This is a genomic window from Pelomonas sp. Root1217, from assembly GCF_001425705.1.
In the GTDB taxonomy this organism is placed as follows: Bacteria; Pseudomonadota; Gammaproteobacteria; order Burkholderiales; family Burkholderiaceae_C; genus Pelomonas.
The window spans coordinates 95,575-115,428 of record NZ_LMDC01000031.1; the positions used below are offsets into that span (position 1 = coordinate 95,575).

Here is a 19,854-nt window from a genome sequence, read left to right on the forward strand (position 1 = left end):
ATCGCGCCCCAGCGCCGATCCGAAAGACCCTTCGATCCCACGAGGCGCATCGCGGATCGATGCATTCCGCTTCTCATGAAACCTCCAGTGAACCTGCCGGCCACCCTCACCAGGCGCGATGCGCTGTTCGCCACGGCCGGCCTCGCCGGCGCCTGGAGCGCCGCCGCGCAGACCGGCGCTGCGCGCGCGACCACCATCCAGGGCACGGTGGACACCCACCAGCGGTCCAAGCCCATCAATCCCTTCATCTACGGCGGCTTCCTGGAACACGGCGCCAACATCATCAACCACACGATGTGGGCCGAGATGCTGCACGACCGGAAGTTCTACTACGGCATGCTGGCGGCCGAAGAGCCCAGGCCGGACCCGGCGGACTTCCGCGCGTCGATGGCCTACATCCACAAGTGGACGGCCGTCGGGCCGGTCGCCCACATCGCACTGGACATCACCGACGCCTATGTCGGCGCCCACAGCCCTGCCATCGAACTGGCCCCGACGACGCCACGCGGCATCGTGCAGTCCCACGTCGCGGTCGTCGGCCGCAAGGCCTACACCGGCCGCATCGTGCTGAAGGCGACGCAGGATACCGAGGTCGCGATCCACCTCGACGAGGGCGCCCAAGGCGCACAGACGGTCAAGGTCAGGGCCGGCAGGGACTGGTCGACGGTGCACTTCAAGTTCACCGCCGTGAGCGACACGGCCGAAGCGCGCTTCTCCGTCACCGCGACAGGCGCCGGCACGCTGCGCATCGGCGCCGTCTCGCTGATGCCGGCCGACAACATCAAGGGCTTCCGGGCGGACACCATCGCGCTGATGAAGGAGATGGATTGCAAGATCCTGCGAATGCCCGGCGGCAACTTCATCTCCGCCTATGACTGGAAGGACACCATCGGCGACCCCGACAAGCGCCCGCCCGTCTTCGACCCCGTCTGGAAGGCGCTCCAGCCCAACGACGCCGGGCTCGACGAACTGCTGCAGATGTGCGAGCTCATCCAGTGCGAGCCCTACTGGTGCGTCAACACGGGCTTCGGTGAGCCGCGCTCCGGCGCCGAGATCGTCGAGTACGTCAACGGCGCCGCCAACACCTTCTGGGGCGCCAAACGCGCCGCCAACGGCCGCGTGCAGCCCTACAAGGTCAGGTACTGGAACATCGGCAATGAAATGTATGGCCACTGGCAGTTCGGCCACATGTCGCGGGACCAGTACGTCATCAAGCACAACCTGTTCGCCGACGCGATGCGCAAGGTGGATCCGTGGATCTACATCGTCGCGCCCGGTGGCTTTGTCGACGAGATGACGACCGGCCAGGGCATCTTCGTGGCGGGCCAGCCGCAGGTGCAGGTGGGCTCGGAGCGCGACTGGGCCTACGGCATGCTGAAGTTCTGCAAGGGCAGGTTCGACGCGCTGGCTACGCATGCCTACCCACCGGAGAACAAGCGCTTCGACCTGAAGAGCGGCAAGCTGTTCGACGTGAAGCAGTCGCCCGTCGAATGGGCCCGGCAACCCGCCAACCGCATCGCCACGATGGTGGACGCCTGGGAGGACTACAAGAAGCTCTTCCCGGAACTGGCCGATGGCCGTGTCAAGGTGTTCTTCGACGAATGGGCCTACAGCTTCCGCGACAGCATGAAGGGCACGCTGCCCATCGCGATTGCCTTCCACGAGTTCTTCAAGCACACCGACTTCATCGACATGGCCGGCTACACCATGGCCACCGCGTGGATGAATGTGAGCCCGACCGCCTCCGCCATCAGCGCCCGGGGACGTGTGTTCCAGCTCTACAACCAGCGCTTTGGCCGCATTCCCGTGGCCGTCGGCGGCAACTCGCCCCAGCCCGCGCCGCAATACCCGGCCGGCGGCGACCAGCCGCGCGTCAACACCGGCAGCGCCACCTACCCGCTGGACGTGATGGCCGCGCTGACGGCGGATGAGACCGTGCTGACCGTCGCGGTCGTGAACCCGACCGAGGTGGCGCAAAGCCTCGAACTCACCTTCAACGGCTTTGACGCCGGATCAGTGGGCAGGTGCTGGACGCTGGTGGGCAAGGACCTCGCCGCCACCAACGTTGCCGGCGCCCCGCCCGACGTCGTCATTCAGGAGACCCGCTTCGACGCCCGCGCCCGGCGCATCGACATCGCGCCAGCCAGCGTGCAGATCCTGCACTTCCCGCGGAAGATGTGACTACGAGGCCCGCGATGCCGCGGTGATCATGACCTGGTCGACCCGGTAGCTGTCCACGTCCACGACCTCGAAGCGCCAGCCTTCCCACTCGACGACATCGGTGCGCCGCGGAATGCGGCGCAGCATGACCATCAGGAAGCCGGCCAACGTGTCGTAGGTGCCGGCATGCGGCCAGCCCTCGATGCCCAGCGACCGCTCGACATCGGGGATGGGCGTGATGCCATCGGCCAGGAAGGAACCGTCCTCGCGGCGCACGATCTGCTCCTCGTCGTGCGGCGCGACCAGGCTGCCCATCACCGTATTCATCACGTCGTTGAGCGTGATGACACCCACCACGCGGCTGTACTCGTTGACGACGACGGCGAAGTCCTCATGCGCCTCGCGGAACTGCGTCAGCATCTCCGACAGCGTCAGCCGGTCCGGCACGATGAGCACCTTCTTGACGAGCACGCCGCCGTCCTCGCGCAGCGACAGCTTCTCGTCGCGCAGCACGCGCTGGAAGAGGTCGGTGGCGTCCACATAGCCGACGACCTGATCGACGTCACCGTCGCAGACGACATAGGTCGAGTGGGGTGTGTCGGCAATGCGGTTGCGGATCAGCACGTCATCGTCGTCGCGCGAGAAGAAGACGATGCGTTCGCGCTCGGTCATCACCGTCTCGACGGTGCGGGTGTCCAGCTCGAACACATTGGCGATGACCTGCTGCTCTTCGTCGGCGACGACGCCGGCCTGGTAGCCCGCCTCGGTCAGCGCCAGGATGTCGCGGTAGCTGATGGTCTCGTCGCGTTTGGCCGGCAGGCCCAGCACGCGGATCAGGCCCTCGGTGATGCCGCTGAACAACCAGGACAGCGGTTTCAGCGCGCGAGACAGGGCCAGCATGGGGCCCACCAGCGTCATGGCGACGCGCTCGGGCTCGTTCATCGACAGGCGCTTGGGCACCAGGTCGGCCAGCACGATGAACAGCGACGTGATGCTGATGAAGGAGGCGGCAAAACCCAATGTCGCGGCCAACTCGGGTGAAACGACGAGACGAAGTGCGGCTTCGAAATGCGGCGTGAACGCACCCTCGCCAACAATGCCGGCGAGGATGGCGACGGTGTTGACGCCGATCTGCACGACGGTGAAGTAGTCGCCCGGATGCTCCTGCACCGCCAGCACCTTCGCCGCGCGGGCGTCGCCGGAGTCGGCACGCTGCTGCAGGTTCAGCCGCCGCGAGGCCGCCAGTGACAGCTCGGCCATCGAGAAGAAGGCGCTGGCGGCGATGAGGAGGGCAATCAGCAGGAGGCTGGTGGTCAAACGCCGGGTCCGGGATCAGAACGGACAGTCAGTTTATGCCGCGACGCCAGCCTCGCCGTGGCACTTCTGCAGGAAGGCCGTCGCGTCCGCCACCGGCACCGGGCGCGCATAGCCAAACCCCTGCATCACATCGCATTGCCAGCCGCGCAGGCAGGCCTCCTGAGCGGCGTCCTCGACGCCCTCCGCTACCACCGTCATGCCCAGGCTGTGCGACAGCTGGATCATGGCCTGCACGATGGCCGCACCGCCCTCATCCTGGCCGAGGTCGCGCACGAAGGCGCGGTCGATCTTCAGGCGGTTGATGGGGAAGCGCTTCAGATAGGCCAGGCTCGAATAGCCGGTGCCGAAGTCATCGATGGCCAGGTGCAGGCCCAGTGCGCGCAGCTCGGCCATCTTGGCGATGGTGGACTCCGCGTCGTCCATCATGGCGCCCTCGGTGATCTCCAGCTCGATGAAGTGCGGGTCGATACCGGCACTCTCCAGCGCCTCGCGCACCGTGGCCATGAACTCGGGATGCTGGAACTGCCGCGGCGAGATGTTGATGGCCATTAGGGGCCGGCCCAGGCCACTGTCATGCCAGACCTTGGCCTGTCGGCAGGCCTGCTGCAGCACCCAGCGGCCGATGGGCACGATGAGGCCGGATTCCTCGGCCAGCGGAATGAAGCGGTCCGGTGGGATCAGGCCGTCGGGGCTGCGCCAGCGCAGCAGGGCCTCGAAGCCCGACAGGCGGCGCGTGCGCAGATCGCACTGGGCCTGGTAGAAGAGTTCGAGCTCGCCGCGCTCCAGGGCCTGCGACAGGCGCGCCTCCAGTTGCAGCCGGTCCTGTTGGTCGGCCAGCAGGCCTTGCGTGAAGACCACGGCGCTGTTGCCCGGCTGGCCCTGCGCCTGCCGCATGGCGAGCTGGATGGCCTTGGCGACGTCGGAGGTCTGCGCGCCGTGCCGTGGGTATTCCGCGGCACCGATGCTCAACGTCACGGCGAGCTGCTGGCGCTGCACCTCGAAGACCGGCTGCATCACCAGCAGCAACCGGTCCAGCAGGCCACGCAGGGCGGCGTCGTCGCCCAGGGCGGGCACGATGGCGCCGAAGGAAAGCCCATCCATCCGGTAGAGCCGGCCACCAGCGGCCTCCACGACGGACTTCAGCCGACCGGCCACCTGGCACAGCAAGTCGTCACCGGCGGCATGGCCCAGGCTGCCCATGATGCGGCTGAAGCGATTGATGGCTATCCCCAAGCCAATGAAGCTCTCATTGCCGAGCTCCCGGGCCCGGCGCTCCAGCGCGCGCCGGTTGGGCAGGCCGGTCACGCGGTCATGCAGACCGACGTAAGCCAGCTCGGCGTTGTGGGCCTGCAGCGTGCGGTTGGCCTTGCGGGCGCGGCGGTACAGGGCAACCGTCAGCAGCACGACGATGAGCAGGGCCAGGGCCAGGCCGAGGGTCAGCCGCCTTTCGCTGCGGTGGCGCTCCAACTGGCTGGCCTGCAGCTCGTTGTCATGCTTGAGGCTCTCCAGGGCGCGCTGGTTCTGCTCGAAGCTGGAGCGGCGCTGCAACTCCAGCACCGTGCTGACGCGGTCGTTGCGCACCAGCTCGGCCTCCAGCCCCAGTGCCTTGCGCGATTGGCGCAGCGCGCCCGCCGCATCGCCCAGGGCGTCCAGCAGGCCGGCATACCGGTTCAACTGCTCCAGCAAGCGCACCTTGCGGCCCTGCTTCTCCAATGACGCCAGGCCCTCGTTCACCAACTGGTCGCCGGGGGCCTTCTGGCGCAAGCCGAGTCGCGCCAGCCCCGAACTGATCGTGGCCACGGCCACGGCGTCGTCGTCGCCTTCCTGCCGGGCGAGCTTAAGCGCGGTCTCGGCGTAGCGCTGGGCCGCTACAAAGTTGCGTGCGCTCAGGTGCAGGTCGGCCAGCTCCTGCACGACCTCCGCCTGGGTGTTGAACCAGGTCGCGCTACCCGAGGCCGGATTCACGGCGGCAGCGCTGGCGGCCAGCGTGGGCTCGATCTGGGCGGCCAATCGACGAGCCTGCTCGCGGGCCTGATCACGTGCCGGGCCACGGCCGGCCTCTTCCTCGGCCAATGACTCGATCAACTTGGCCGCCAGTTGCAACGGCAGGCTGCCCGCGGACTCGGCCAGGCGAAAGGCCTGCTGCGCATCAGCACGGGCACCGTCGATGTCGTGCAGGACCAGGCGTATGGGCGCCAGCGCCATATGGGCCTGCGCCCCGCGCCGCGGGTTGGACTGGGCCTGCGCCGACCGGCTCGCCGCCGCGTAACTGCGCAGGCCTTCCTGCAAATGCCCCGTCGCCAGGCTCAGATTGCCCGCCGTCATGAACACCCAGTAGCGCAAGGGCTCGTCCTGGGTCTTTTCCACCCAGGGCAGCGACGCGTTCACCCAGTCATAGGCGACGCTCAGGCGACCGGACAGTTGCAGGACGGTCGCGCGCAGCGCCAACGCCGAAGCCATGGCCGCGGCATTGCCTTCGCGTTCTCCCAGGTCGATGAGCTCGGCCGTCGCTGCATCGACCACCGTGAACTGGTCCATCATGCCGTGGGCATAGCCCCAGGCGGCGAGAAAGACGCGCAGGTTGTCGCCGCCCAGGGCGCGGGCCTGCGCTTCCAGCGGCCGCAGGCGCGCGACCACCTCGGGCGGCTCGCTGCCATGGCTGGCTTCGATGGCTTCGATCTGCTGGGCGAGCGTGGGGGCGGCGAGGCTTGGCCCAGCGAACAGCGACAGCGACAACAGCAATCCCAACAGCCAGAACCGGTCGGCCGGGAATCGGAGGTGCCTAAGAACCTGAGGGGTGCCGCTGTGCATCGGGCTTGTCGAGCCGTGGACGCACAGACTGTAGAAGCTTCGCCCGCCCGGCGGTCAGTCAGACCGCCGCGTTTGCGCGGCCAATATCACGCCGGAGTGCGATCAGCTGAACAGCCGCCGCGCGGCCGGCGAACCCGCGGCCAGGTCGCGCTCGGCCAGGGCCTCGTACAGCTTCTTCAGCTCGACATCGATGGCAGCGAAGGCATGCAGGCCCAGCACCTGGCCACGGTCGTCGCAAACCTCGGCCTCCAGATCGCGGGCCAGTGCGCGGGCCGACTCCTGCCAGAGTGCGAACGGCTCCTGATCGGCCGACGTCTGTGGCACGTCAAGAGCCAATGTCAGCTCGCGCAAGGACAAGGCCTCGGGGTCCTCGGCCAGGGCGGCCTGGGCGTCGAATTGCAGGGTTAGCACCGGCGGCGCGCCCTCTTCTGCCGACGGCATGACCAAGCGGCCTGGCAGCGCACCGGCGACGAAGCCATGGCGACCAGCGGCCTGCTGCACAAAGCCAGGCGTCCAGGCCGCGGCCTTGGCACGCAGCAGCAGGGCAAGCTGGGCGTCATGGCTGGCCGCGAACTGATCCAGCTCGCGGGCGCGGGCGACGACGTCCAGCATGTCTGGGAACTGCACGAAGCCGCCCACGCCGTCGGCAAAGGCCTGGATCTTCTGCACGAACTCCGAGTACTCGATCTCGTTGAGGGCGCCGCTGCGGTTGGCCATCTTCAGCCCGGCCTGGAATTCGCTGTAGCGCTGGCCGGGCGCGGGCAGTTCCCAGTCGCCGGTTGCGGCATTCAGACCTTCGATTTGCAGCGGCTTGGTGCCGGCGCGGCGACTGCCGGGCTGGTGCTGCAGGGCCATTTCGCCAGAGATGGGAGCCTCGACGGTGATGGTCGCGATGGCGTCAATCAGCGCGTCGATCCGCGCCGACGGCCGGCGCAGCGGGCGGGCCACGGCGGGCAGCGTCGCTTCCAGCGCCTCGGCCTCGGCAGTCGCCTCCGCCGTCACGGGCGGCGCGTCGAAATGCGGCTCCTCCAACGACGGCACCGCGCGCTTCGGTCCCGCCTTGCGGGCGGCCCAGGCGCCCTGGGCGATGACGCCGATCAGCACCACGCCACCCGTGATGGCCAGAAGTTCGGTCAACGAAACGTTCATGCCGCCTCCGCCATCGCCAGCGCCTTGTCCATGTCGACTGCGACGATGCGCGACACACCCTGCTCCTGCATGGTCACGCCAATCAGTTGTTCAGCCATTTCCATCGCAATCTTGTTGTGCGAGATGAAGAGGAATTGCGTGCCGGCGCTCATCTTGGTGACGAGGCGCGCATAACGCTCCGTGTTGGCGTCGTCCAGCGGCGCGTCCACTTCGTCCAGCAGGCAGAAGGGCGCCGGGTTGAGCTGGAAGATCGCGAACACCAGCGCGATGGCCGTCAGCGCCTTCTCGCCGCCCGACAGCAGGTGGATGGTGCTGTTCTTCTTGCCCGGCGGCTGGGCCAGGACCTGAACGCCGGCGTCCAGGATCTCGTCGCCGGTCATGACCAGGCGCGCCTCGCCGCCGCCAAACAGCTCGGGGAACATGCGGCCGAAATGGTCATTGACCTGGTTGAAGGTCGAGCCCAGCAGGTCGCGCGTCTCCAGGTCGATCTTGTGGATGGCGTCTTCCAACGTCTTGATGGCCGAGTTCAGGTCGGCGCACTGCGAGTCGAGGAAGGTCTTGCGTTCGCGCGCGGCCGTCAGTTCGTCGAGTGCGGCGAGGTTGACGGCACCGAGCGCGGCGATCTCGCGGTTGATGCGGTCGATCTCGCCCTGCAGGCCGTAAAGCTTGACGGCGCCGTCCTCGATGGACTTGGCCAACACTTCCAGGTCGACCGCGGCCGCTTCGAGCTGCTCGCGGTATTGCGCGCCGCCGAGCTGGGCGGCCTGCTCCTCGAGCTGCAGCTTGGTGATGGCCTCGCGCAGCGGGTCCAGGCTGCGCTCGAAACCCATGCGCTGCTCGTCGGCCTTGCGCAGGCGCTGCGAAAGGTCGTCGTAGTTCGCACGCACGGCGGCCAAGGCCTGCTCGCGTTCCACCTTTACGGCCAGCGCGTCCTGCAGTCCGGCTTGCGCCGCGGCGTCGTTCAGCGTGTCCAGCTCGCCCTGCAGGCTGGCGGCCGAGGCCGCGACGCTGGCGATCTGCGCCTCGGCAGTCTCGATGCCGCGCTGCAATTCGCCGCGGCGGGCCGCCAGCGTCTGGGTTGCAAAGCGCGCCTCCTGAGAGCGGCGCTCGAGCGCGCGCAACTGCTCGCGGGCATCGGCCAGCCTGCGCTCGGCGGCAATGGTGCCGTCCTCCAGTTCGGCATGGCGCTGCTGCGCGTCGCCGAGCTGGATGTCGAGCTCCTCGAAGCGGGCCTCGCCGACGGCGCGGCGTTCCTGCAGCGCTTCCTGCTGGCCGGCAATCTCGGCCAGCTCGGCGTCCAGTGCGCTGCGGCGTTGTTGGCTGGCTTCGGCCTGTTGGGACAGGCGCAGCAGCTCGACGTGGATCTGGTGAGCGCGGGTCTGCGCCTCGCTGGCCTCGCGGCGCAGCGTGGTCAGGCGGCCGTTGGCATCGTTGAACTGGTGCTCGATGCGGCTCAGCGACAGGCGCGCCTCGTCGGCGATCAGGTTCTGGGCGCGCTGGGCCGTCGTCAGCTGCTCGATCTCCTGGGCGCGAGCGAGAAGCCCAGCCTGCTCGGAGTCGGGCGCGTAGAAGGTCACCGAGAACTGGCCGACCGCGTGGCCGGCCGGCGTCAGGATCAGCTCGCCGTGCGTCAGCTTGCCGCGGGCAGCCAGTGCCTCGTCGAGTGTCGGCGCGGTGTAGACGCCTTCGAGCCAGTCGTTCAGCAGCGCGGACAGGCCGGCGTCGTTCAGGCGCAGCAGCTCGCTGAGCTTGGGCAGCGTCTCGTGCGTGTTGGCGATGGAGCCACTCGGCGTCGAATAAAAAGCCAGGCGGGCTGGCGGCGAGTCGGCTTCGAAGGCGCGCACCGTGTCCAGCCGACCCACGCTCAGGGCGCCCATGCGCTCGCGCAGCGCGGCTTCCAGCGCGTTCTCCCAGCCTTGGGCGATGTGCAGCTTGGTCCACAGGCCTTGCAGGCCATCGAGGCCATGCTTGGCCAGCCAGGGCTTGAGCTTGCCTTCGGTCTGGACCTTTTCCTGCAGCGCCTTCAGCGCTTCGAGGCGGGCCGTCAGCTCGGACTGCCGGGCGAGCTGGGCGTTGGTGTCCTGCTGTGCGTTGCGGCGCTGCTCCTCCAGCTGCGGGACTTGTTCAGCCAGTTCCTGCAGGCGCGCATCGGACAGGTCACGGGCCTCGTCGGCCTCGGCACTGCGCCCGCGAAGGGCTTCAAGCGCCTCGTGATCCGGCGCACCGAGGGCACGGGACTCGGCCGTCAGCTTGTCCTCTCGCTGGCGTAGCGCCCTCGCCTGCTCATCCACGCTGCGGCTCTCGGCGGCCAGCACCTGGATCTGCTGCTGCACCTGCGCAACCAGGGCGCGCTGCTCGTTGGCACGGGCCTGGGCGGCACGCACAGCGTCCTCGCTCTGCGGCAACTGGGCCTGCTGTTCCTCGGCCTGGGCGGCCAGGATCTCGCTTTGTTCGTCAGCGCCGGCGATCTGCTCGGCAATGCCTTCCAGCTCCGCCTTGGCCTGTTCGACGCGCTCGCGCCACTGGCCGTCCTGCGTGTGCAACTCGGCCAGGCGGGCTTGCGCGCGGTTGCGGCTCTCGACGACAAAGCGGATGCGCTCCTCCAGCCGGCTCACTTCGAGCTGGGCCTCGGCGTAGCGGCCTTGTGACGCGTGCAACTCGTCGCCCGCCGCGTAGTGGGCCTGGCGAACTTCTTCCAGCGTGGCCTCGACGGCGCGCAGCTCGGCAGTGCGCGACTCCAGCGCGTTCAGCGCCTCGGCATGCGCCGCCTTCACGCGCGTCGCCTCGTTGCCGGCATCGCGCAGCTTCAGGAACCACAGCTGGTGCAGCTTCAGCGTGCCGCTGTCCTGCAAACTGCGATAGCTGGCCGCCACCTCGGCCTGGCGCTCGAGTTTCTCGAGGTTGCTGTTGAGCTCGCGCAGGATGTCGTCGACGCGGGTCAGGTTCTCGCGGGTGTCCTTGAGCCGGTTCTCGGTCTCGCGGCGGCGTTCCTTGTACTTGGACACGCCTGCCGCTTCTTCCAGGAACAGGCGCAGCTCTTCCGGCTTGCTCTCGATGATGCGCGAGATGGTGCCCTGGCCGATGATGGCGTAGGCACGCGGCCCGAGGCCCGTGCCCAGGAACACGTCCTGCACGTCTCGGCGGCGCACCGGCTGGTTGTTGATGAAGTAGCTGCTCGTGCCGTCACGCGTCAGCACGCGCTTGACGGCGATCTCGGTGAACTGGTTCCACGGGCCGCCGGCGCGGGCCGATTGGTTGTCGAACACCAGTTCCACGCTGGAGCGCCCCGCCGGCTTGCGGTTGCCGCTGCCGTTGAAGATGACGTCCTGCATGGACTCGCCACGCAGCTCGCTGGCCTTGCTCTCGCCCAGCACCCAGCGCACCGCGTCCATGATGTTGGACTTGCCGCAGCCGTTGGGGCCGACGACGCCGACGAGCTGCCCGGGCAACTGGAAGGTCGTGGGTTCAGCAAAGGATTTGAAGCCGGCCAGCTTGATCGAGTTCAGCCGCATGTAGCTTGCGCGTAAGCCCTTGATTTGGCTAAAGAAAAGCGCCTTTCAGGGGCGCTTCGACGGGGTCGGATGATAGCATTCGCCCCCTCTGAGATTGACCCAGCACCATGGCTACCAAGAAGTCCGCCCCCGCCCCCGCCGCCAAGAAGAAGCCCAAGATGCGCGAGGTGCCCAAGAACCCGCCGACCAAGCCCAGCAAGGACATCCTGGTCTTTCCGAACCCGAACCCGGAGCGCGACTACGTGATCCAGTTCCAGGTGCCCGAGTTCACCTGCCACTGCCCGCTGACCGGCCAGCCCGACTTCGCCCACTTCACGATCGACATGATTGCGGACGAACTCTGCGTGGAGCTCAAGAGCCTGAAGATGTACTTCTGGAGCTACCGCAACGAAGGCGCCTTCCACGAGAAGGTCACCAACACCATCCTCGACGACATCGTGAAGGTCACCGACCCGCGTTTCATCCGCATCACGGCCAAGTGGTATGTGCGCGGCGGCATCTACACCAACGTGGTGGCCGAGCACCGCAAGCGGGGCTGGATGCCCGCACCGCGCGTGGACCTGCCGGCCCATGGCTTCGAGTCGGGGATGCTGGGCTGATCAGCGTTTCATGACAGGGTTGCGGCGCCAGGCATCCTGGTTGTCGTCGACGATGCGACCAGCGTTCAGCGTCGACAGATAGCGCTTGAGCATGGCGTCGAACTCCGGCAACCGCCCCAGGCAGGCGCTGCGGCGTGACCAGCCTACATAGTTCAGCGCCTCGGCCACATGGGGCTTGAGCGCAACGTATTTGCCCTCGTTGCCGCTGGTGATCAGATGAGACAGCGCCGGGTAATGCGGCGAGATGAAGTAATCGATGCGACCGGCGTCGAGCTTCAGGAAGTTCTCCTTGATGCCCGGCCCCGCCTCGACGCTGAGGTTGGCCTCGATGTACTCGTCCAGCCCGTCACCGAAGCGCGTGCCATGCGTGACGCCACCGCGCAACCCGCGCAGGTCTTCGCGTTTGGTGAACTTCAGGTTTTGCCCGGCTCGCACGAACACCGACGAAGGGTTGGTGAAGATGGACGTGTCGGTGAAAGCCAGGTATTGCTCGCGCTCGGTGTTGCGCTTGAGTTCGGTGACGATGTCCACCTCGCCGACACGCGCGTTTTGCAAGACGCGCACAAACGGCCCGACATAGCGCAGTTCATAGGGCAACTTGATCGCTTGCAGCACCGCCAGGACAACGTCGACGCTGGCGCCGCGCAGCGTCTGGCCGTCATGCCAGGCATAGGGAGGGTACTCCGGATCGGCCGTCACGACGACCTTCTGGCAGGCCGTCTGGCCCAGGGCTGCGCCATTTGCAGCGAGCAGCGCGCAGATCAGCCAACAGCGTTTCATCACATGCCTCCCCAGGCTGCAGATCACGGGCCGCGCCCTATCATGCCTGCATGAGTTTCCCCGTCAATCCGCGGCTCGACCGGCTGCACCCCTATCCTTTCGAGCGCCTGCGCGAGCTGACCGCCGGCATCACGCCCAATCCCGACCTCGCGCCCATCTCGCTGGGCATCGGCGAACCGCGCCATGCCGCACCGGCCCTGATCGCTGAGGCCATCAACAGCTCGATGAAGAGCCTGGCGGGCTACCCGGCCACTGCGGGCACGCCGGCCCTGCGCGAGGCCATCGCTGGCTGGATCGCGCGCCGCTACGGTTTGACGCTGGATCCGGCCACGCAGGTCCTGCCGGTGAATGGCTCCCGCGAGGCGCTGTTTGCCATTGCCCAGACCGTCATCGACTCGAGCCGCCCCAGCGCCACGGTCGTCTGCCCCAATCCCTTCTATCAAATCTACGAGGGCGCCGCGTTGCTGGCCGGTGCCGAGGTGGCCTACGCCAATTCCGACCCGACCCGGAACTTCGCCGTCGACTGGCGCCAGATTGATGAGGCCACCTGGGCCCGAACGCAGCTGCTTTATGTCTGCTCGCCCGGCAACCCTAGCGGCGCCGTGATGCCGCTGTCGGAATGGCAAGCCCTGTTCGAGCTGAGCGACCGCCACGGCTTCGTGATTGCGTCCGACGAGTGCTATTCGGAGATCTATTTCCGCGACGAAGCTCCGCTCGGTGGCCTGGAGGCTGCGGCCAAACTAGGCCGGCACGACTTCCGCAACCTGATCGCCTTCACTTCGCTGTCCAAGCGCTCCAACGTGCCGGGCCTGCGCTCGGGCTTCGTGGCCGGCGACGCGGCGCTGCTGAAGAAGTTCCTGCTCTACCGCACCTATCACGGCAGCGCGATGAGCCCCATCGTGCAGGCCGCCAGCATCGCGGCCTGGGGCGACGAGGCCCATGTGGTCGAAAACCGGGCCCGCTACCGCCACAAGTTCGCCGAAGTCACGCCGCTGCTGGCAGACGTGCTGGACGTGGCTCTGCCCGACGCCGGCTTCTACCTCTGGGCGGCTGTTCCAGGCGGTAACGACGTGCGCTTCGCCCAGGCGCTGCTCGCTCAATACAATCTCGCCGTCCTGCCGGGCAGCCTGCTGGCGCGCGAAGCCAATGGCTGCAACCCCGGCGCCGGGCGCATCCGCCTGGCTCTCGTGGCCGACGAGGCCGAATGCCTCGAAGCCGCCCGCCGCATCGTCTCCTTCACGAAATCTCTCCCATGAACACCGCTGAACTGCAAAGCCTGATCGACCTCGCCTGGGACAACCGAGCGGCGCTGGACCCCACCAACGCGCCCGAGCTGCGTCAGGCGGTCGAGCACGTCATCGCCGAGCTGGATGCCGGCCGGCTGCGCGTAGCCACCCGCGAGAGCGTTGGCCAGTGGACGGTGCACCAGTGGGTCAAGAAGGCCGTGCTGCTGTCTTTCCGGCTGAACGACAACCGCATCATGGGCGACAAGGAGCTGACCTTCTTCGACAAGGTGCCCACCAAATACGCGGGCTGGAACGACGACCAGCTGCGCGCGAGCGGCGTGCGCATCGTGCCCCCGGCCGTCGCGCGCCGTGGCAGTTTCCAGGCGAAGAATGTCGTGCTGATGCCCAGCTACGTGAACATCGGCGCCTACGTGGATGAAGGCGCCATGGTCGACACCTGGGCCACCGTCGGCTCCTGCGCGCAGATCGGCAAGAACGTGCACCTGAGCGGCGGCGTCGGCATCGGCGGCGTGCTGGAGCCCTTGCAGGCCAACCCGACCATCATCGAAGACAACTGCTTCATCGGCGCCCGCTCCGAGGTCGTCGAAGGCGTCATCGTCGAGGAGAACTCGGTCATCTCGATGGGCGTCTACATCGGCCAGAGCACGCCGATCTACGACCGCGCGACCGACACCGTCAGCTATGGCCGCATCCCGGCCGGCTCCGTCGTCATCTCTGGGTCGCTGCCCAAGGACGGCGGCCGCTACTCGCTGTACGCGGCCATCATCGTCAAGCGGGTCGACGCGCAAACGCGCTCCAAGACCAGCATCAACGAACTTCTGCGGGCCTGATCATGAGCAGCCCCGGCGCCGGCAACATGGAACGCATCCTGCGGCTGATGGCCGACAAGGGTGCTTCGGACTGCTATCTGTCAGCCAACATGCCGGTGCTGATCCGGATCAACGGCCAGACCGTGCAGCTGTCGGACCAGCTGCTGACGCCGCCCCAGCCGCGCCAGCTCATCGCCGAGGTCATCGACCCGACCTCGCTGGCCGAGCTGGACAACACCGGCGAGCTCAACATGGCGGTGTCGGTGCGCGGCGTGGGGAGCTTCCGGTTGTCGGGCTTTCGCCAGCGCGGCTCGATTGCCGGCGTTTTCCGCCACATCCCGCACGACATCCCGACGCTGGAAAGCCTGCAGCTGCCCGGCGTGTTGGGCACGATGATCAAGGAAAAGCGCGGCCTCATCCTGATGGTGGGAGCGACCGGCACCGGCAAGAGCACCACGCTCGCCTCCATGCTGGAGATGCGCAACCAGACGATGACCGGGCACATCCTCACCATCGAGGACCCGATCGAATATCTGTTCAGCAACAAGCGTTCGGTCGTCAACCAGCGCGAGATCGGCCGCGACACGGCGTCGCTGCAGGTCGCGTTGAAGAACGCGCTGCGCCAGGCGCCCGACTGCATCCTGATCGGCGAAATCCGCGATCGCGACACGATGACGGCGGCCATCAGCTATGCACTGTCGGGCCACCTGGTGCTGGCCACGCTGCACGGCAACAACACCTACCACGCGCTGAACCGCATCCTGTCCTTCTATACGCCCGAGTCCCGCCCGGCGCTGCTGAACGACCTGGCGGCCGGCCTCAAGGCCATCGTGTCGCAGCGCCTCGTGCGCGCCACGACGGGCGGGCGCGTGCCCGTCGTCGAGATCCTGTTCAACACCAAGCTGACCGCCGAACTCATCGAGCAGGGCGACTTCGCCGGCGTGAAGGAGGCGATGGAGAAGTCCATCGCCGAAGGCTCGCAGACCTACGAAGAGCATTTCGCCAAGCTCATCACCGAAGGCACCATCACCCGCGAGGAAGGCCTGGCGTTCGCCGACTCGCCGACCAACCTGCTGTGGCGGCTGCAGAACGAAGCGCCGGGCCAACGCCTGGTCACGGCGCCGCGCAAGGAAGAAAAGGCCGGCGACGAAGCCAGCTTCACCGAAATCACATTGGACGTCCGCGGCTCTTGAAACTGATCACCTGTATCGAAACCCAAGCCGCCCGCCTTGACCAGGCGGGCGTGTTTTTTGGCCATGGCACCTCTACCGCCTTTGATGAGGCCGCGTGGCTGGTGCTGTGGCGCCTGGGACTGCCGCTGGACGCGCTGGACGAGAACGCCGAACGGGAACTGAACGAGGCCGAACTGGCCAACGTCACCGAACTCGTCGACCAACGCATTGCAACGCGCAAGCCCGCCGCCTATCTGACCGGCGAAGCTTGGCTGCAAGGCGTGCCCTTCACGATCGACGAGCGCGCCATCGTGCCGCGCAGCTTCATCGCCGAGCTGATTGCGGATGCCAGCATCGACCCCTGGCTGCACCCCGACAGCCGCCGCGTGCTGGATCTGTGCACCGGCAATGGCAGCCTGGCCGTGCTGGCTGCGATGGCCTGGCCCGACGTCGAGGTAGATGCTCTGGACATCGACATCAACGCGCTTGCCGTGGCGAAGCTGAATGTGGAGCGCCACAACCTGGCGCTGCGCATCCGCCTGCTGCACGGTGACGGTCTGGCCGGCGCCCAGGGCCCGTACGACCTCATCCTCTGCAACCCGCCCTACGTGAATAGCACCAGCATGGCCGCCCTGCCCGCCGAATACCGCGCCGAACCCGAACTGGCCCTGGCCGGCGGCAGCGACGGCATGGATTTCATCCGCGAGCTGCTGCGCGCTGCGCCCGCGGCGTTGAATGATGACGGCGTGCTGGTGCTGGAGATCGGCAACGAGCGGGACAACTTCGAAGCTGCGTTTCCCACACTCGAAACCGTGTGGCTCGAAACCTCTTCCGGTGCCGACCAGGTCCTGCTGCTGACGAAGGAGGCCCTGCTGTGATCACGCTGCGCGACATCACGCTGCGCCGCGGCGTCAAGGTGGTGCTGGACAACGCCTCTGCCACGCTGCAGCCCGGCGAAAAGATCGGCCTGGTCGGCCGCAACGGCGCCGGCAAGTCCAGCCTGTTCGCGCTGCTGACCCACCGCCTGGGCAACGATAAGGGCGAGGTCGAGGTGCCCAAGCACTGGCGCCGCTCCGAGGTGGCCCAGAACATGCCGGAGACCGACGACGGCGCGACCGACTACGTGCTGGAAGGCGACCTGCCACTGGTGGCGGCCCGCGCCGCGCTCGAAGCGGCCGAAGCCGCCAACGACGGCCACGCGATGGCCGATGCGCACGCGCTGCTCGCCGACGTTGGCGCCTTCGACGCCCGCTCGCGTGCCCAGGCGCTGCTGATGGGCCTGGGCTTCAAGACCGAACAGCTCGACGCGCCGGTCAACAGCTTCTCCGGCGGTTGGCGCATGCGCCTGCAGCTGGCCCGCGCGCTGATGTGCCCGGCCGAACTGATGCTGCTGGACGAGCCGACCAACCACCTGGACCTCGACGCCCTGGTCTGGCTGGAAGCCTGGCTGCAGCGCTACGACGGCACGCTGATCATCATCAGCCATGACCGCGAGTTCCTCGACGCGATCACCAAGGTCACGCTGCATCTGGACGAAGGCAAGCTCGTGCGCTACGGCGGCAACTACACCAGCTTCGAGACCCAGCGCGCCGAGCGCATGGTGCTGCAGCAGGCCGCGTTCGCCAAGCAGCAGGACCGCGTCGCCCACCTGCAGAAGTTCATCGACCGCTTCAAGGCCAAGGCCAGCAAGGCCAAGCAGGCGCAGAGCCGCGTGAAGGCGCTGGAGCGCATGGAGCGCCTGGCGCCGGTGCTGGCTTCGGCCGACTTCAACTTCGAGTTCCGCGAGCCGCCGAACCTGCCCAACCCGATGCTGATGTTCGACGAGATGGCCGCGGGCTACGGCACGACCACCATCGTGCGCAACGTCGACCGCTCCGTGCTGGCCGGGCAGCGCATCGGCATCCTGGGCGCCAACGGCCAGGGCAAGTCCACGCTGGTCAAGACGATTGCCGGCACGCAAGCGCCGCTGGCCGGCAAGCTGACGCAGGGCAAGGGCCTGTCCATCGGCTACTTCGCCCAGCAGGAGCTGGACGTGCTGCGCCTGGACGAAGGCCCGCTCGAGCACATGGTGCGCCTGGCCCGCGAGGTCGGCCCGGCCGGCCGCGAGCAGGAGCTGCGCGACTTCCTGGGCCAGTTCCGCTTCACGGGCGACATGGTCAATCAGCAGGTCGGCAGCCTGTCCGGCGGCGAGAAGGCCCGGCTGGTGCTGGCCATGCTGGTGTGGCAGCGCCCCAACCTTCTGCTGCTCGACGAACCCACCAACCACCTGGACCTGAACACGCGCGAGGCGCTGTCGATGGCGCTCAACGAGTTCGAGGGCACGGTCATGCTGGTCAGCCACGACCGCGCGCTGCTGCGCGAGGTCTGCGACGAGTTTTGGCTGGTGGCCGACGGTGTCGTCAAGCCTTTCGACGGTGACCTGGACGATTACCAGAAATGGCTGCTCGACCAGAGCAAGGAAGCCGCCCGTGCGGCCAAGAAGGGTTCCGCACCCGCTGCGGCGCCTGCGCCAGTGATTGCGGCGGCCCCGGCACCGGCACACCGCGAGGACCGCAAGGCCTCAGGCCAGGCACGCGCCAAGCTGGCCGACCAGACACGCCCGTTGCGCAAGGAGATGGACGCCATCGACAAGCGCCTGCACGCCCTGGCGTCGGAGCGCGCCGAGATCGAGGCTCAGCTGGCCGAAGGCGCTGCCGCCTCGGCCATTGCCGAGATGGGCAAGCGCCTGAAGGCGATCAGCGACCAGCTCGAAGCCGACGAGGCGCGCTGGCTGGAGCTGGGTGAGCAGATCGAGGCGCTGAACGCCTAGATCGCGAGCACCGCGGCCAGGGCAATCGCGCCTGGCAGCGCCTGCACGAAAAGGATCTTCTTCGAGGCCGTGGCCGCGCCGAACACGCCGGCCACGACGACACAACCCAGGAAGAACACCAGCCAGGGCTTGCCCGCGCCCGCCGCGCCCTGTATCAAGCCCCAGGCCAGGCCTGCGGCGAGAAAGCCGTTGTAGAGCCCCTGGTTGGCCGCCAGCGCCTTGGTCTGTTCGGCGAAGTCCGCCTTCAGCCCGAAGGCCTTGCGGCCCAGCGGCTTGGTCCAGAAGAACATTTCCAGCACCAGGAAATACAGGTGCAGCAGCGCCACCAGCGCGGCCAGCCCGATTGCGATCATCTGCATCGTCTCTCTCCTCGTCTTTGTGATTGGGGGGTGGCGCATCGTCTCAGATCGCCCTAGCGTCGGGTGTCGCATGAAAGACCATTTAACTTGTACGCAATTAAATTGCGAACTACACTAACGGCCATGGCACGCAGCAAGACCTCCACCCCCACCGCCGATCCCCGCGGTGAATGGCTGCAGCTGGACCGCCAGCTCTGCTTTGCGCTGTACAGCAGCTCGCTGGCCATGACCCGCATCTACAAGCCCCTACTGGCGCCGCTGGGCCTGACGTATCCGCAGTACCTCGTCATGCTGGTGCTGTGGGAGGCCGAAGGCCTGAGCGTCTCTCAGCTCGGCCAGCGCCTGTCGCTGGACTCGGGCACGCTGACGCCGCTGCTCAAGCGCCTGGAAGCCCTGGGCCACATCGAGCGCCGCCGCGCCAGCGATGACGAGCGCCGGGTCGACATCTTCCTCACCGCCCAGGGCCGCAAGCTGCGCGAGCGGGCGCTGGACATTCCCGGCCACCTCGCCTGCGCCAGCGCCTGCGAACTGGACGAGGTCATCGCGCTGACGCAGCGGCTCACCCAGCTGCGCCAGCAACTCAACCGGGCCGCCGACGCGGCCGCCTGATCCTTTCCTCCCACCACCCCAAAGGAGCCGCCATGGCCATCGAAAAAGCCCTCTACACCGCCACCGCCACCGCCACCGGCGGCCGCGCCGGTACCGCCAAGTCGTCTGACGGCGTGCTGGACCTGGCACTGACCACGCCCAAGGAACTGGGCGGCAATGGCGCCCCCGGCACCAACCCGGAGCAACTGTTCGCCGCCGGCTATTCCGCCTGCTTCATCGGCGCCATGAAGGCCGTTGCCGGCAAGCAGAAGATCAGCCTGCCCGCCGAGGTCTCGATCACGAGCGACGTCGCCATCGGCCCGCACGCCAACAAGCCCGGCGCCTTCGGCATCCAGGTCGACATGAAGATCTCCGTGCCCGGCATGGACCGCGCCGCCCTGGAAGCGCTGGTGAAGACGGCTCACGAGGTCTGCCCCTACTCGAACGCCACGCGCGGCAACGTCGACGTCTCGCTGACCATCGTCTAAAACGGCCGTCACGCCGGCGTCACACGCGCCGGCCAGCATCGCGGGTTTTCCAAA

At 67.5% G+C, this 19,854-nt stretch carries 15 protein-coding genes; 9 read left to right on the forward strand and 6 right to left on the reverse strand.

The annotated features are described in order from the left end of the window. Nucleotides 1-75: 75 nt before the first annotated feature. Entirely contained in the window at nt 76-2,181 is a 2,106-nt protein-coding gene (locus ASC95_RS29090) for an alpha-L-arabinofuranosidase (protein WP_057301197.1), read from the forward strand. Here ASC95_RS29090 and ASC95_RS29095 read toward each other — a convergent pair whose 3' ends face one another. From ASC95_RS29095 to smc, 4 genes are all read right to left on the reverse strand, one after another. Continuing rightward, nucleotides 2,182-3,477: a hemolysin family protein gene (locus ASC95_RS29095; RefSeq protein ID WP_057301198.1), complete on the reverse strand. Its 1,296-nt coding sequence runs from the start codon at nt 3,475-3,477 to the stop codon at nt 2,182-2,184. Nucleotides 3,478-3,510: 33 nt separating this feature from the next. Continuing rightward, nucleotides 3,511-6,225 carry a bifunctional diguanylate cyclase/phosphodiesterase gene (locus tag ASC95_RS29100; RefSeq protein WP_162250880.1) on the reverse strand — a complete coding sequence of 905 codons (2,715 nt, stop codon included), beginning with the start codon at nt 6,223-6,225 and terminating at the stop codon, nt 3,511-3,513. A gap of 165 nt (nt 6,226-6,390) precedes the next feature. Further along, complete coding sequence (locus ASC95_RS29105) at nt 6,391-7,437, reverse strand: cell division protein ZipA C-terminal FtsZ-binding domain-containing protein (protein ID WP_057301200.1); 1,047 nt, start codon at nt 7,435-7,437, stop codon at nt 6,391-6,393. Next, a complete protein-coding gene (gene smc, locus ASC95_RS29110; protein WP_057301201.1) occupies nt 7,434-10,949 on the reverse strand; it encodes a chromosome segregation protein SMC in 3,516 nt (1,171 codons plus the stop codon). The genes ASC95_RS29105 and smc overlap by 4 nt, the downstream gene beginning before the upstream one ends. A gap of 158 nt (nt 10,950-11,107) precedes the next feature. Between smc and queF the strand changes: the two genes are divergently transcribed. Continuing rightward, a complete protein-coding gene (queF, locus tag ASC95_RS29115; RefSeq protein ID WP_057301237.1) occupies nt 11,108-11,548 on the forward strand; it encodes a preQ(1) synthase in 441 nt (146 codons plus the stop codon). On the opposite strand, the gene ASC95_RS29120 is transcribed toward queF, so the two are convergent. After that, nucleotides 11,549-12,328: an ABC transporter substrate-binding protein gene (locus tag ASC95_RS29120; RefSeq protein WP_057301202.1), complete on the reverse strand. Its 780-nt coding sequence runs from the start codon at nt 12,326-12,328 to the stop codon at nt 11,549-11,551. A gap of 50 nt (nt 12,329-12,378) precedes the next feature. Between ASC95_RS29120 and dapC the strand changes: the two genes are divergently transcribed. From dapC to ASC95_RS29145, 5 genes are read left to right on the forward strand one after another with little or no spacing between them, the layout of a single operon-like run. Continuing rightward, a complete protein-coding gene (dapC, locus tag ASC95_RS29125; protein ID WP_057301203.1) occupies nt 12,379-13,584 on the forward strand; it encodes a succinyldiaminopimelate transaminase in 1,206 nt (401 codons plus the stop codon). Next, on the forward strand, nt 13,581-14,405 hold the full coding sequence (gene dapD, locus ASC95_RS29130) for a 2,3,4,5-tetrahydropyridine-2,6-dicarboxylate N-succinyltransferase (RefSeq protein ID WP_057301204.1): 825 nt from the start codon (nt 13,581-13,583) through the stop codon (nt 14,403-14,405). Before dapC ends, dapD begins: the two co-directional genes overlap by 4 nt. 2 nt (nt 14,406-14,407) lie before the next feature. Further along, nucleotides 14,408-15,577 carry a PilT/PilU family type 4a pilus ATPase gene (locus ASC95_RS31035; RefSeq protein ID WP_235538085.1) on the forward strand — a complete coding sequence of 390 codons (1,170 nt, stop codon included), beginning with the start codon at nt 14,408-14,410 and terminating at the stop codon, nt 15,575-15,577. After that, nucleotides 15,574-16,434, forward strand: coding sequence for a 50S ribosomal protein L3 N(5)-glutamine methyltransferase (gene prmB, locus ASC95_RS31040; protein WP_057301205.1), 861 nt, complete (start codon nt 15,574-15,576; stop codon nt 16,432-16,434). Before ASC95_RS31035 ends, prmB begins: the two co-directional genes overlap by 4 nt. Continuing rightward, entirely contained in the window at nt 16,431-18,365 is a 1,935-nt protein-coding gene (locus ASC95_RS29145) for an ATP-binding cassette domain-containing protein (protein WP_057301206.1), read from the forward strand. Before prmB ends, ASC95_RS29145 begins: the two co-directional genes overlap by 4 nt. Here ASC95_RS29145 and ASC95_RS29150 read toward each other — a convergent pair. Beyond that, nucleotides 18,362-18,724, reverse strand: a complete 363-nt coding sequence (locus ASC95_RS29150; RefSeq protein WP_057301207.1) for a DUF1304 domain-containing protein — start codon at nt 18,722-18,724, stop codon at nt 18,362-18,364. The two genes, ASC95_RS29145 and ASC95_RS29150, sit on opposite strands and share 4 nt — an antisense overlap. 123 nt (nt 18,725-18,847) lie before the next feature. Here ASC95_RS29150 and ASC95_RS29155 point away from each other — a divergent pair, with 123 nt between their 5' ends. Both ASC95_RS29155 and ASC95_RS29160 read left to right on the forward strand, forming a co-directional pair. Continuing rightward, nucleotides 18,848-19,333, forward strand: a complete 486-nt coding sequence (locus ASC95_RS29155; protein WP_057301208.1) for a MarR family winged helix-turn-helix transcriptional regulator — start codon at nt 18,848-18,850, stop codon at nt 19,331-19,333. 32 nt (nt 19,334-19,365) lie between these two features. Beyond that, nucleotides 19,366-19,800, forward strand: a complete 435-nt coding sequence (locus ASC95_RS29160; protein WP_057301209.1) for an organic hydroperoxide resistance protein — start codon at nt 19,366-19,368, stop codon at nt 19,798-19,800. Nucleotides 19,801-19,854 lie beyond the last annotated feature (54 nt).

Excerpts from the sequence above, each read along its gene's own strand:
- ASC95_RS29120 (WP_057301202.1), bottom strand. The coding sequence starts at position 12,328 with ATGAAACGCTGTTGGCTGATCTGCGCGCTGCTCGCTGCAAATGGCGCA.
- ASC95_RS31035 (WP_235538085.1), top strand. The coding sequence starts at position 14,408 with ATGAGCAGCCCCGGCGCCGGCAACATGGAACGCATCCTGCGGCTGATG.
- queF (WP_057301237.1), top strand. The coding sequence starts at position 11,108 with ATGCGCGAGGTGCCCAAGAACCCGCCGACCAAGCCCAGCAAGGACATC.
- ASC95_RS29155 (WP_057301208.1), top strand. The coding sequence starts at position 18,848 with ATGGCACGCAGCAAGACCTCCACCCCCACCGCCGATCCCCGCGGTGAA.
- ASC95_RS29090 (WP_057301197.1), top strand. The coding sequence starts at position 76 with ATGAAACCTCCAGTGAACCTGCCGGCCACCCTCACCAGGCGCGATGCG.
- dapD (WP_057301204.1), top strand. The coding sequence starts at position 13,581 with ATGAACACCGCTGAACTGCAAAGCCTGATCGACCTCGCCTGGGACAAC.
- ASC95_RS29105 (WP_057301200.1), bottom strand. The coding sequence starts at position 7,437 with ATGAACGTTTCGTTGACCGAACTTCTGGCCATCACGGGTGGCGTGGTG.
- dapC (WP_057301203.1), top strand. The coding sequence starts at position 12,379 with ATGAGTTTCCCCGTCAATCCGCGGCTCGACCGGCTGCACCCCTATCCT.
- smc (WP_057301201.1), bottom strand. The coding sequence starts at position 10,949 with ATGCGGCTGAACTCGATCAAGCTGGCCGGCTTCAAATCCTTTGCTGAA.
- ASC95_RS29160 (WP_057301209.1), top strand. The coding sequence starts at position 19,366 with ATGGCCATCGAAAAAGCCCTCTACACCGCCACCGCCACCGCCACCGGC.
- ASC95_RS29150 (WP_057301207.1), bottom strand. The coding sequence starts at position 18,724 with ATGCAGATGATCGCAATCGGGCTGGCCGCGCTGGTGGCGCTGCTGCAC.